This window comes from Corynebacterium pygosceleis (assembly GCF_016595275.2).
GTDB classification, from domain to species: domain Bacteria; phylum Actinomycetota; class Actinomycetes; order Mycobacteriales; family Mycobacteriaceae; genus Corynebacterium; species Corynebacterium pygosceleis.
Genome location: NZ_JAENIQ020000001.1, coordinates 397,024 through 409,481 on the forward strand (window position 1 = coordinate 397,024; position 12,458 = coordinate 409,481).

Sequence of the window (12,458 nt, forward strand, 5' to 3'; positions counted from 1 at the left end):
GGAAATGCCGAACATCGTCGGATACACCCAGCACACCCCCGGTTTCGATGGAGAGAACATCGACCACGGCCGCCCGAGCACTCCGCGGAAGGCCGCACCGACCGGGGGCGATCACACCCCCGCACGGAGGACTCCGTGAACAAAAAGGCGCAGACCAGCATTTATTAGGCTACCCACAGTTGCGCTATATTGGTTTGCATGCCCTTCATGAACCAGATGGCCGATCCTGCGGGCGGAGAACCGGGAGGGAACCGCGCCACCTCCACTCCGGGCGGTGTCGCCGTTGATGAACGCCCGCGTCCGACCGGGAAACCCGCCGTCAGGGCGCTTCCCCCGGAACTCAGTGAGCGCGCGAGTGAACTGTTCAAGGCACTGGGTGATCCGACGAGGCTCAGGCTTCTCTATCTCATCGCCGGGAGCGACACCTCCGAGATCTGTTCACATGAACTGTCGGTCGCCCTGGAGGTCTCCGCACCGACGATCACGCACCACATGAAGAAACTGGCGGCGGCCCGTCTGGTCAACCGGGAACAGCGCGGAAAGTGGGCGTACTACACCGTCAACCCCGATGAGTTCGACCGCATCCACGCACTGATCCACGAACTCTGAGATCTCACCCGCCCACCGTTCTTCCGGAAAGGTCGGCGGGTGCGTGTCATCTACCCCGTTGCAGTGTCTGCAGCAGGTAATCGCCGTACCCGGATTTACGCAGGGCCTGTGCCCTTCGGGCGAGTTCGGTGTCGCTGAGGTAACCCATCCGCCACGCGACCTCCTCCGGGCACCCGATCTTCAGTCCCTGACGCTGCTCGATGGTCCGCACGAAGTCTCCCGCCGCCATCAGCAGATCAACGGTTCCGGTGTCGAGCCAGGCGGTACCCCGGGGCAGTACCTGCACCCGGAGCCGGCCCTGTTCCAGGTACGCGGAGTTGACGTCGGTGATCTCCAGTTCCCCCCGGGCACTCGGACGCAGACCGCGCGCGATCTCGACGACGTCATTGTCGTAGAAGTAGAGTCCCGGTACCGCGTAGTGTGATTTCGGTTCCGCGGGCTTCTCCTCCAGGGCCAGCGCCCGACCTTCCCCGTCAAACTCGACCACACCGTACGCGCACGGGTCCGCCACCCAGTACGCAAAAATCGCTCCCCCCTCGGGATCGGTGAAGTCCCGCAGCTGGGTCCCCAGCCCGGCACCGTAGAAGATGTTGTCCCCGAGAATGAGTGCCACGGAGTCGTCACCGATGTGCTCCGCCCCGAGGATGAACGCCTCCGCCAGACCATTGGGCTCCGACTGCGTGGCGAAACTCAACCGGACACCGAACTGGCTCCCGTCCCCGAGCAGTCGCTCGAACTGCGGCCGGTCAGCGGGGGTCGTGATGATGAGGATGTCATCGATACCCGCAAGCATGAGCGTCGACAGCGGATAGTAGATCATCGGCTTGTCGTAGACCGGCACAAGCTGCTTGCTCACCCCCAGGGTGATCGGATGCAGACGTGAGCCCGTACCGCCGGCGAGGATGATGCCCTTCACAGTCCGGCGTCCTCATTGGCCAGCGCCCACCCGTTCTTCAGGTCCGACTCATGGGCCAGGCAGTCCCCGATGTCCGGGAGAATCCCGGTGTCACGGGCGGTCACGAGAGAGGGCGCCGCCGAGTCCTTCTCGGACACGATCCGGTCCCCCGCCGACACCGGCCAGTCGATACCCAGGTCCGGGTCGAAGGGGTCGATAGCGTGTTCGGCACCCGGGTTGTATCCGGCGGAGGTCAGGTAGACGACGGTCGCATCGGTGACCGCAGCGAATCCGTGGGCGAAACCCACCGGAATGTAGAGACAGCGTCGGTTCCCGTCGTTCAGGTCCACCGCCACGTGCCTGCCGAAGGTGTCCGATCCGGTCCGGACGTCCACGACCACATCGATCACCCTCCCGTGCACGCAGGTCACCCACTTCGCCTGACCGGGCGGCACATCGGCGAAATGCAGCCCGCGCACGACACCGGGGCGGGAGACACTCAGATTCGCCTGCTGCAGATCGAGGGGGTAACCGGTGGATTCCTCGAACCGGGCGGCGGAGAACCACTCGTGGAAACTCCCCCGGGAATCGGGAAAGACACGGGGATCGTCGACGAGGATCTCTGGGAGTTCGGGATGTGGTTCAGGCATGACCCCAGTCTATCCGGGCGGTGCGCAGCTAGCCGATGACGTCTTCGGTGGTGGCGTAGTTCGCCTCTGCGGCGTCGTGCGCATCCCTCCACCAACCCGGATTTCGCCGGTACCAGTCGACGGTCTTCTCGAGCCCCTCACGGAAATCGGTGTAGCGGGGTTCCCAGCCCAGTCCCCTGGTCGACGACGGGTCGATGGCGTAGCGACGATCATGCCCCGGCCGATCGGTGACGTGCACGAAATCATCCCGGTCACGCCCGAAGATCTCGAGCAGGTCACCCACCACCGCACGGTTCGACCGTTCCCCGTCGGCCCCGATGAGATAGGTCCGGCCGATCTCACCGTTCTCGATGATCGCCCAGACGGCGTCATTGTGGTCATCGACGTGGATCCAGTCCCGGACGTTGTCGCCGGCGCCGTAGAGGCGGGGTGTCCCTCCCTCCAGCAGCGTCGTGATCTGCCGGGGAATGAATTTCTCCGGATGCTGCCTGGGACCGTAATTGTTCGAGCAGTTGCTGATCGTCGCCTTCAGCCCCGCGGAGCGGACGTAGGCACGGACGAAATGGTCACTCGCGGCCTTCGACGCCGAGTACGGGCTCGACGGGTTGTAGGGCGTCTCCGGAGTGAAACGTGCCGGATCATCGAGCGCCAGGTCCCCGAACACCTCATCGGTGGAGATGTGGTGGAACCGGACACCGTGCCGCGCCGCCGCCTCCACGAGTGTGACCGTGCCCTCCACGTTGCTCCGGACGAAGGCGAACGGATCCCGCAGTGAGTTGTCGTTGTGGCTCTCCGCCGCGAAATGCACGACAAGATCCGATTCAGCGACAAGTTCATCGACGAGATCCCCCGCTCGGATGTCCTCCTTCAACAGGGCGAACCGTGAAGGCTCCAACCCCGCGAGATTCGCGGGATTGGCTGCGTAGGTCATCGCGTCCAGTACGGTGACACTGACCTCGGGGCGGGTGGACAGGGTACGGCGGACGAAGTTCGAACCGATGAAACCGGCACCACCGGTGACGAGCATTCTCATGCCGCCGATTCTACGTCGCCCCACCGACACCACCGGCAGTTCAGTGACCGGCGGCCACCAACCCCGCCATGATGAGCAGCAGGAGACCACCCGTCGCCTGTATCCACGCCATTCCACCGTTCGACCCCGTCAGCCAACCCCGGATCCTCGACGCCGCCTCCACCCAGGCCGCGTCGATGACCAACCCCGTGACAATGGGCACCAGACTCAGGATCACCAGCCCGGGCAGCGGGGCTTCGCCCGCGGGAAGATACCCGGGGATGATCGTCCCGAACATGACGATCACCTTCGGATTCGACGCACCGACGAGGACACCGGACACGAACGCTGATTTCACACCACTGTCCGCCGCCTCCACCTCAGGAATCTCCAGTCCCCCGGGACGCCGGTGCAACGTCCATGCGGCACGGAGATAGACGACGCCGAGACCCACCAGCACCACCACCCCGATCCAACGGAGGACGATGAGGAAACTGGACGTCCTCGCCGCGATGGTTCCCACGGCAGTGAGTATGAGAACACCCGTCAGCGCAATACCTAGAGTATTCCCCACGACACCAGCCATAGCGGGACGACGACCCACCGCGAGAGCCTGACCAACGAGGAAGACGATGCTCGGGCCAGGTACGGCGATGAGGACAGCCGACACGACGGTCAGCGCGAGGACAGCGGAAAGCACGGTGAGACACTCCGGATTCAGGTGATTGTCTGGTTCTGTGGAACACCCTACGGCACAGGTGCAGCCCCCTCCCATCCGCCTACGGCGACGGTGCCCGCGGTACCCGGAAGACACCAGAACCCCCGGGATGCCGCCACGCTGAATGCGGGGCAACATCACGGGGGTTCAGGGGACGCTAGACGGGAGCTACATCATCTCCCGTTACCCAGTACACGGAAGAGCGCGGTCAGTTGACCGGATGTCGTCAGCCACCCGATCAGTGGAACAGCGACCAGGAACAGAATCGACAGGATTCGGGTCACCTGGATGAAGGCTCCCCCCGAGATGCTTGAATCCGGGTCTTCATCCGGCGTTTCCGTGGGCACCGTGGTCGGCTCCGACGCACGTTCGTTCGGGGCGAGAGGGGGGTTCGACCCTCATCAGCACAGATTGCGGGGTTCCGGCTTCGGCAACCGCGTCCGCTCTACCGAAGGTGTCATTCGTGCAACAACAAGATTCCCGTACGGCACCTGTCGGCGCCCCTCATGCCATTGCATAGCTCTGTTTGGGGACCTGCCGGGAAAATCCCGACCCATTAGATTTGATGGTGAAATTACAGTTATGGATCGGCGCATAAATCGTCCCTTTACGCAGGCCCCCATTCAGCCGCTCACAGCGTGTACCCCCGTTCAGGTAAGGCCGGGTGCAGGCCACATCTTCCCCGGTACACGGAAAAACCCTCCCGCGACGGGGAGGGTTTTTCCGTACCGGATCAGAGTGTCAGTTCGGCAGTCCCGCGTACGAGTGCAGGCCGGCGGTCACCAGGTTGATGAAGAAGAGGTTGAACACCATCGCCGCGAGGCCCGCGATGTTGATCCAGGGGGCCGCCTTACGCCAGCTCGGCGTGGATCGGGCGTGCAGATAGGCGGCGTAGAGAATCCAGGTGACGAACGACATCGTCTCCTTCGGGTCCCAACCCCAGAAACGCCCCCACGCCGATTCAGCCCAGAGCGCACCGAGGATCACCCCGAGGCCGAACACAGGAACCGCCCAGGCCGCTGACCGGTAGGCGATCCGGTCGAGGGTGTCGGCACCGGGAAGCGGCCGCAGGATCTCGCCGATCTTTCCGCGCTCCTCTCCCCTGGGCTGTGCCCGACGGAACAGGTAGAGCATGGACGCGACCCCGGAGAGCATGCAGATTCCGGCTCCGAAGGACACGATCGACACGTGGATCGGCAGCCAGAACGAGCGGAGCGCGGGAACCACCGGAGCGGAGGCCACGTGCAGCTTCGTCCCTCCGTAGAACATGAGGATGAGCACCGGAACCAGCAGCCAGGGCCACATGGCCCGCAGGTCCTTCCGCTGGATCACGAGCGCGGCGATAGCCATGGTGAGGAAGGTCACCAGCGATATGTACTCGTAGAGGTTTCCCCAGGGGAACCTTCCCGCGGACATACCCCGCAGCACGATGGACGCCCCCTGGAGAATGAGCCCGAGCCAGAGCATCGACTGGAGCATGCCCCCCAGTTTGTCCACGGCGCGTGCCGACGTCTTCCTGTCTCCGACGGTTTCAGCGGGATCCCCGGGGACGGCCCCGCTTCCGGAGACACCCACGAGTTCCCGCTCACGGACACCGGTGGTCTCTGCGGCGACCTGGCTTGAACGGCGGATGTAGTAGACGAGCGCGATGACGAGTCCGATCACGTAGATCACGAAAGCTGTCCGGTACGACAGATCGGAGAAATACGCCAGGTTGCTGTTGACGGGCATCAGATCCAACTCTCGGTGTCACATGTTCCTGACCGTGCATGGGGATCCACGGTTGTTCAAAAGGCCAGCTTACGTTACTCCGATGAGGCGATTCCACCCGGGAAGTCACTCATCGTCGTCCTCTTCGTCATCCGGGAGACCGAGGAGTCTGCGGTGGAATCGGCCGTGTTCCTCACCCCATCCGGCGCTGTCCGTGCGGGACAGCCCCGCCGTCTCGACGATCGTCATCCCGTCTTCCCCGGCACGGACACGCACCCAGACGCGGCGTCGTTTCACCGCGAGGGACAGCACGAGCCCACCGAGCATCGCGACGGCGCTGACCAGGACCCAGCGTTGGGTCGGGTCGTGGCTGATCTGGAGATTGACGAACTCATTCGCACCGTCGAACGTCACGCGTGTTCCGTCGTCCAGTGTGACGGATTCGCCACGGAGAAGGTTCACGCGTTCGATCTTCTGCATGGCACCGTTGTGGATCTGCCCGGAGTCCAGGCTGAAGATGCTCTGTCCCCTGCCCGCGTCGAGGCCCGTATCCCCGCGGTAGATGTCGATGGCGAGTGCCGGGTCACGCATCGCGGGGAACGCGGAGCTGAGCAGTTCACCGTTTTCACCCGTGAACTGGGCGGTGGGCGCGAACAGCCCCTGGATCCCGAGCTGATTCTGCCGGCGTTCGAACAGGTCGGGGAACATCCCCGCCGGCGGGTCGAAACGCATCGCCCCGGAGGAGAGGAAGTAGGTCAGGTCATCGGGCCGGAACTGGACCATCTGGGTGCGGGATTCGCCGTTGGGCCAGGTCACGGTGATCCGCGGAGCGAAACCGTGCCCCTGGAGATAGACCCTGTCGCCGTCGATGCGCAGCGGATGGTTCACCTTCAACGTGTACGGTTCCCAGCCGGACGAGTCAGTGAAAATATCCTCACCCGCAGCCCACCGGACATTCGAGGTGAACATCTCCGCCTGACCGTTGGCGAGATAGTCCGCGGTGAAGTCCTCGACCTCCACGCAGAAGGGTGAGAGATCGGTTCCGTCGACGAGGGTTCCCCACCTGTAGGAGTCGTAGTTCGCCAGGGCGGTGTTGCAGAACTGGGAGTTGTCGGCGCCGGCGACGACGATCACCTGCCCCTCGTAGTACACCAGCCGGCCGAGCCCGATCGTGAAGAGGATACCGACCAGACCGAGGTGGAACACGAGGTTGCCGAATTCCCTGGAGTAGCCCCGCTCGGCGGACAGGGAACTCGCCCCGGCGCGGTCCTCGTCCGCGGAGTACCCCTCGACACGCCAGCCCTTGAGCAGACCACGGGCTTCGTCGAGGACCTCGTCCGGTGTCTTCTCCGCTCTTCCGGATCCGTGGTGCGGCAGCCGTGAGAGGTTGCGCGGTGTCCGAACCGGGCGCCCGCGCATGGAGCGGTAGTGCTCGAGGGAACGGGGGAGGATACAGCCGATCAGGGAGATGAACAGCAGGACGTAGATCGCGGTGTACCAGCTGGAACTGAACACGTCGAAGAGCTCGAGCCGGTCGTAGATCTCCGCGACCCTGCCGTTGGCCTCGATGTAGTCAGTGACCGTCTGTTCATTGAGTTGGCGTTGAGGAAGCAGGGCACCGGGGATCGCACCGAAGGCGAGGAGGAACAGTAGCGCGAGAGCGGTGCGCATGCTGGTGAGCCAGCGCCATGCCTTCAACGGATACCTGGAGAGGGAGGTCAGCATCGTCGGGGTCTTCATCCTCCAACAGGAAACGGAGCCGGGGTCCGGTGGACCCCGGACGGGTCATCGACGTGTCAATCTACCAGCCGTGCCCCACTGTCCCCGCTTCGCGAATCTGAAGGACCACGGGGAATGACGGCACAACAGGGTGCGGACTGCCACCGGCGGGCGGCGGCATGTCGTCTAGATCAGGGTTCCCCCGTATTCGACGGTCCACTGGCGGACCCAGTTGATGAAGTGCGCCCACTGGCCGCTGACGAGCGCCAGACCGACGAGAATGAGAGTGATGCCGCCGATGACCTGGATGGTGCGGGAATGTCTCCGCAGCCAGCCGACACCACGCATGGCGGAGGCTGATCCGAGGGCGACGATGATGAACGGGAGCCCGAGTCCGAGGCAGTAGGCGACGATGAGAACGACGCCCCGGGCGGCCGTCATCCCCTCGGTGCCTGCGGAGACGGAGATGATCGCCGCGAGGGTCGGACCCAGGCACGGTGTCCATCCGAGCGCGAACACACCGCCGAGAAGGGGCGCACCCACCCAGGTGGACCATTGGCGGGGGTGGATCCGCCGCTCGGTCTGGAGGGGCCGGATGAATCCGAGGAACGCGACACCCATGATGACGGTGACAACCCCGCCGATGCGTTGCAGCAGTTCGGCGTTGAGGGTCAGTGCGCTGATCGCACCGAAGACGGTGGCGGTGGCGAGAACGAAGATGACGGTGAACCCGAGGACGAACAGGAGCGCTGCACCCGCGACGCGCCACCGACCGCGTCTGGCGACGCGGGGCCCGCCGTCGGGTGTGTACTCCATCTCCCCGCCGACGACACCGGCGAGGTAGGACATGTACCCGGGGACGAGGGGGACGACGCAGGGGCTGGCGAAGGACACCAGCCCGGCGAGTGCCGCCGCGAGCAGGCCGAGCAGCAGGGGTCCGGACACGGCGGTGTCGGCGACCCGGGACCCGAATCCGGCGTCGGCGAGGATGATGAGACTGTCGGTCACTGTCATTCCTCCAGGAGCGGCCCGGTGACGGCGAGAATGTCATCGGCGGTGATCTCGCGGAGGAATACAGCCGCGGGCCGGTGCTGTTTGTCGAGGACGATGGTCGTGGGGATCACCGAGGCGGGTACACCACCGAGGGCTGCCGCGGTCTTGAACGGTGGGTCGTAGAGGGACGGATAGGTGAGTCCGTTGTCCTCCATGAAGTCGCGGGAGATCTCCGGGGTGTAGTCACGGACGTTGATCCCGAGGACGGTCCCCCCGTGTTCCCGGATGGTTTCGTGCACGAGCTGGAGGTCGTCCGATTCCGTCCGGCAGGGGCCGCACCACTGCCCCCAGGCGTTGAGGACGACCACCTGGCCGTCGTAGTCGGACAGGCTGATCGTCTCCCCCGGTTCCTTCAGTGATTCCCCGGAGAACGGGGTGACGGGGCGGCGTTCATCCTCGGGATAGAGGATCTCGAGGGCCCCGCCCGGGGAGGCGAACTGGAAGGTCTCCACCGTCGCGGCGGGGGCGTCCCCGTCACCACCCGTGGAACAGCCGGTGACCAGTGTCACCGTGGCAACCAGGACGGCGGTGAGTGCGTGGCTCACGCGGTGCAGCATCGTCAGATCTCCTGTGCGGGTTCCGTGTAGTAGATGTCGCTGATCTCCTCACCCTGGAAAACCAGGGAGGTGACGGAGGCGAGGTTGCACTGACGGGACAGGTGCGCCAGCGGAAGTTCCTGGACGGTGCGCTGCACACAGACGATGGGCAGCTGATGACTGACGAGAACGGCTTCGTGCCCCTCCGCGTCGCGGCGGGTACTCTCCACCGCCGCCATCATCCGTTCGGCGATCGCGGTGTAGGGCTCGCCCCAGCTGGGTACCCACGGGCGGGTCAGCAACGGCCAGCGGGAGGGGTTCCACAACTGGGACCGCCATCCCTTGGTCCGCAGTCCCTCGAACCGGTTCCCCGCCTCGAGCAGGTTCTCGTCGGTGTCGATGCCGCAGCCGGAGATCCGGGCGATGGGTTCCGCGGTTTCCTGTGCACGTTGCAGGGGCGAGGCACGGAGAACCGTGATGTCGTGGTCGGTGAAGCTGGCTGCGGTGCACGCGGCCTGACTACGTCCCCTGCTGGAGAGCCGGTATCCGGGTATCCGTCCGTAGAGGATGCGCTCGGGGTTGAATACTTCTCCGTGCCGGACGAGGTGGACGATCGTGGTGCTCATGGTGTCTTTCGGTCGTGGTGGGTGTCTGGTCAGGCGGTTGCCGCGGCCGCGGCCTTCGCCGCGGGAACGAGGGCGGCCTCGATGCGGTCGAAGTCCTCGTCGGTGAGGGCGGAGGAGACGAACCAGGTCTCGAACACCGACGGTGAGACGAACACGCCGTTGTCCAGGAGTGCGTGGAAGAACGGCGGGAAGCGGAAGGTGTCGGCGGCCTGCATGTCCGCGAAGTTCCGGCCCTCGCCGTCGGCGAAGCGGACGGAGAGCATGTTGGAGGCGCGCTGGATGTGGTGGGCAACCCCCTCACGGGTCAGCGCACCGGACACGAGGGCGTGGAGGTGGTCGGCGTTCGCGTTCACCGTGTCGTAGATCTCCGGGGTGGCGAGACGCAGTGACGCCATGCCCGCGGCCACGGCGACGGGGTTCCCGGAGAGGGTTCCCGCCTGGTAGACGGGCCCACCGGGGGCGAGACGCTCCATGATGTCACGCCGGCCGCCGAACGCCGCAGCGGGCAGTCCACCGGAGATGACCTTGCCGAAGGTCGTGAGGTCTCCGGCGACCCCGTCGACGCCGTACCAGCCGGAATAGGACGTGCGGAAGCCGGTCATGACCTCGTCGATGATCAGGAGTGCGCCGTCTTCGTGGGCGATCTCCTTCAACGCGGCGTTGAAGCCGGGGGCGGGGGCGACGGTACCCATGTTTCCGGCCGCGGCCTCGGTGATGATGCAGGCGATCTCACCGGCGTTCCCGGCGAAGGCGGCGCGCACGGCGTCGAGGTCGTTGTAGGGCACGACGATCGTGTCCTGCGCGGTCGCCCCCGTGACCCCGGGTGAGTCAGGGAGAGAGTACGTCGCCACGCCGGAGCCGGCGGAGACCAGCAGCGAGTCGACGTGCCCGTGGTAGCAGCCCGCGAACTTCAGGACCTTCGGCCGCCCGGTGTATCCGCGGGCCAGGCGGACCGCCGACATGGTGGCCTCGGTGCCGGAATTGACCAGGCGCACCTCCTCGACGCTGGTGCGCTCGACGACGAGTTCAGCCAGTTCGACCTCGGTGGTGGTGGGGGCACCGTAGCTCAGACCACGTGCGGCGGCGTCCTGCACGGCGGCGACGATCCCGGGATGGGCGTTGCCCATGAGCATTGGACCCCAGGAGCAGAACAGATCGACGTAGTCGTTGCCGTCGACGTCGGTGAGTCGGCTGCCCTCGGCGGAGGCGATGAAGCGGCTCTGCCCACCGACGGAACCGAAGGCCCGGACGGGCGAGTTCACCCCGCCCGGGGTGAGCGCACGGGCGCGCTCGAACCAGCGCGCGGAGCCGTCGGTGTTCTGGGACGTCGGAAAGCGTGAAGTCATGGGACCATTGTAGGCGGTGCCGACGTGGCTTCCACGCCGCGCGGGCCCGGACGCCGGAACCGGGACCGTCCGTCTCAGGGAGCCCGGGGCCGGTCCCCGTTTTTCACCGATCACGGTAACGATCTGCCTGTGGCGGATCCCGGTCTAGCCGCCTTCCACGAGTCTCCGTGCCGCCGCCCTGGCTCCGGCGATGACCGCCGGGACACCCACACCGTCGACCCAGGCCCCGGCGACGTCGACGGTCGGGGTCTCGCCGAGTGCCGCTCGCACGGCTGCGACGGTGTCGAGGTGTGTGTCGGAGAACCTGGGTAGCCCGCCCCACCAGTACTGGGTGTAGATCTCGGCGAGCCCGGCGGCGCGCCCGTCGAACCCGGTGATGGCCTGCAGGTCGTCGAGGGCGTGGTCGACGAGTTCGTCCTCCTCGATCTTCAGCATGGAGTCGTCGCCGAAGGTGCCGAAGGAGGCGCGGACGAAGGCCCCGCCCCGTTCACCGATGTGGGGCCACTTCTTCGAGGAGAAGGTGAACGCCTTGGCGTGCATGTCGGGTTCGTCGGCGGCGATGAGGATCCCGGAGTGGTCGGGCAGGCCGTCACCGGAGTCGAAGCGCATGCCGACGACGACGGAGGAGGACAGCTTCACGTCCCGTGCGGCGGTCGCGGCATCGGGGGCGACGTCGCGCAGGAGGACGGCGGCGGTGGGGGCGGGAACGGTGACCAGGACACGGTCGTAGGCGGTGTCGCCGGCGCCGGCTACCCGGTAGCTCCCGGCTTTGCGCGTGATACCGGACACGAAGGCGTCCAGGTGGATGTCCGCCCCGGACTGTTCGGCGAGTTCCTCGTAGAGTTCCGCGTATCCACCACGGAACGCACCGAAGACGGGGGTCTTCTCCGGGGTGAGCTTCTCCTTCGGGGTGAGGGTCTTGCGGGCCTGCTTCCTCTCGTCCAGGTTCTTCAGCGCCCGACTCAGGGTGACCTCTTCCCCCGCTTCGGCGAGGGCGTCGAGTTCCGCGGCGAGCTGCGGCACGGTGGCACGCAGGCCGAGTTCATCTGCGGGGCAGGAGTAGACGCCACCGAGGAGCGCTGAGACGACGTGGTCGACGACATCGTCGCCGAAGCGGTCGCGCACCAGCCTGCCGACACTGGTGTCCGCACCGACGGTCCAGTCGATGCCGGGTGCGTCACCTTCGGCGTCGATCCGGGCGCGGGTCTCCTCCCCGACGAGGTCGCCCAGTGAGGCCGACGCGGAGGGTATGCCCATCACGGTGTCGTGCGGCAGGGGGTGGAGCCGCCCGCCGGAGTAGATCATCGAGGTGTGCTCCCCGGGGTGCACGATACGGTCGGCGAGTCCGAGTTCGGTGAAGAACTCCGTGGCGTCGGCGCGGAACGCCAGGTACGCCTCGGCGCCCATGTCGGTCGGCCCGGCGTCGAAGGCGACGGTGTGCAGTTTGCCGCCGATGCGGTCGGTGGCCTCGAAGACGTCGATGTGCGCGTCCGGGTCCAGGGTGTGGATCTCCCGGGCTGCGGTGAGTCCGGCGAGACCGGCTCCGATGATGGCGTACGAGGTGCTCACGGTTTAGACAGTGCT

12 protein-coding genes are annotated in these 12,458 nt (G+C 65.9%); 1 reads left to right on the plus strand and 11 read right to left on the minus strand.

Annotated features, from left to right (window positions below; all coding sequences use genetic code 11):
• Window positions 1–198: 198 nt before the first annotated feature.
• A complete protein-coding gene (locus JIM94_RS01675; RefSeq protein WP_248085832.1) occupies window positions 199–609 on the plus strand; it encodes an ArsR/SmtB family transcription factor in 411 nt (136 codons plus the stop codon).
• 46 nt (window positions 610–655) lie between these two features.
• Here the strand turns inward: JIM94_RS01675 and rfbA are convergent, their stop codons facing one another.
• The 11 genes from rfbA to JIM94_RS01730 form a co-directional block, all read right to left on the minus strand.
• Entirely contained in the window at window positions 656–1,525 is an 870-nt protein-coding gene (gene rfbA, locus JIM94_RS01680; protein WP_200252238.1) for a glucose-1-phosphate thymidylyltransferase RfbA, read from the minus strand.
• The gene (gene rfbC, locus JIM94_RS01685) at window positions 1,522–2,154 is read right to left on the minus strand and encodes a dTDP-4-dehydrorhamnose 3,5-epimerase (RefSeq protein WP_200252240.1); all 633 of its coding nucleotides are present in this window, start codon (window positions 2,152–2,154) and stop codon (window positions 1,522–1,524) included. The genes rfbA and rfbC overlap by 4 nt, the downstream gene beginning before the upstream one ends.
• Before the next feature lie 28 nt (window positions 2,155–2,182).
• The gene (gene rfbB, locus JIM94_RS01690; RefSeq protein WP_200252242.1) at window positions 2,183–3,187 is read right to left on the minus strand and encodes a dTDP-glucose 4,6-dehydratase; all 1,005 of its coding nucleotides are present in this window, start codon (window positions 3,185–3,187) and stop codon (window positions 2,183–2,185) included.
• 40 nt (window positions 3,188–3,227) lie between these two features.
• A complete protein-coding gene (locus JIM94_RS01695) occupies window positions 3,228–3,866 on the minus strand; it encodes a LysE family translocator (protein WP_200252244.1) in 639 nt (212 codons plus the stop codon).
• Window positions 3,867–4,625: 759 nt separating this feature from the next.
• Window positions 4,626–5,615 (minus strand): c-type cytochrome biogenesis protein CcsB, encoded by a 990-nt coding sequence (gene ccsB, locus JIM94_RS01700; RefSeq protein ID WP_200252246.1) that lies wholly within the window; start codon window positions 5,613–5,615, stop codon window positions 4,626–4,628.
• A gap of 105 nt (window positions 5,616–5,720) precedes the next feature.
• Complete coding sequence (locus JIM94_RS01705; RefSeq protein WP_200252249.1) at window positions 5,721–7,319, minus strand: cytochrome c biogenesis protein ResB; 1,599 nt, start codon at window positions 7,317–7,319, stop codon at window positions 5,721–5,723.
• 180 nt (window positions 7,320–7,499) lie between these two features.
• Window positions 7,500–8,321: a cytochrome c biogenesis CcdA family protein gene (locus tag JIM94_RS01710; protein ID WP_410170836.1), complete on the minus strand. Its 822-nt coding sequence runs from the start codon at window positions 8,319–8,321 to the stop codon at window positions 7,500–7,502.
• A 2-nt stretch (window positions 8,322–8,323) separates the two neighbouring features.
• Window positions 8,324–8,923, minus strand: coding sequence for a TlpA disulfide reductase family protein (locus JIM94_RS01715; protein ID WP_200252255.1), 600 nt, complete (start codon window positions 8,921–8,923; stop codon window positions 8,324–8,326).
• Between the two features lie 2 nt (window positions 8,924–8,925).
• Window positions 8,926–9,528 (minus strand): histidine phosphatase family protein, encoded by a 603-nt coding sequence (locus JIM94_RS01720; RefSeq protein ID WP_200252258.1) that lies wholly within the window; start codon window positions 9,526–9,528, stop codon window positions 8,926–8,928.
• A gap of 29 nt (window positions 9,529–9,557) precedes the next feature.
• Complete coding sequence (hemL, locus tag JIM94_RS01725; RefSeq protein WP_200252261.1) at window positions 9,558–10,874, minus strand: glutamate-1-semialdehyde 2,1-aminomutase; 1,317 nt, start codon at window positions 10,872–10,874, stop codon at window positions 9,558–9,560.
• A gap of 144 nt (window positions 10,875–11,018) precedes the next feature.
• Complete coding sequence (locus JIM94_RS01730; RefSeq protein WP_200252264.1) at window positions 11,019–12,443, minus strand: protoporphyrinogen oxidase; 1,425 nt, start codon at window positions 12,441–12,443, stop codon at window positions 11,019–11,021.
• Window positions 12,444–12,458 lie beyond the last annotated feature (15 nt).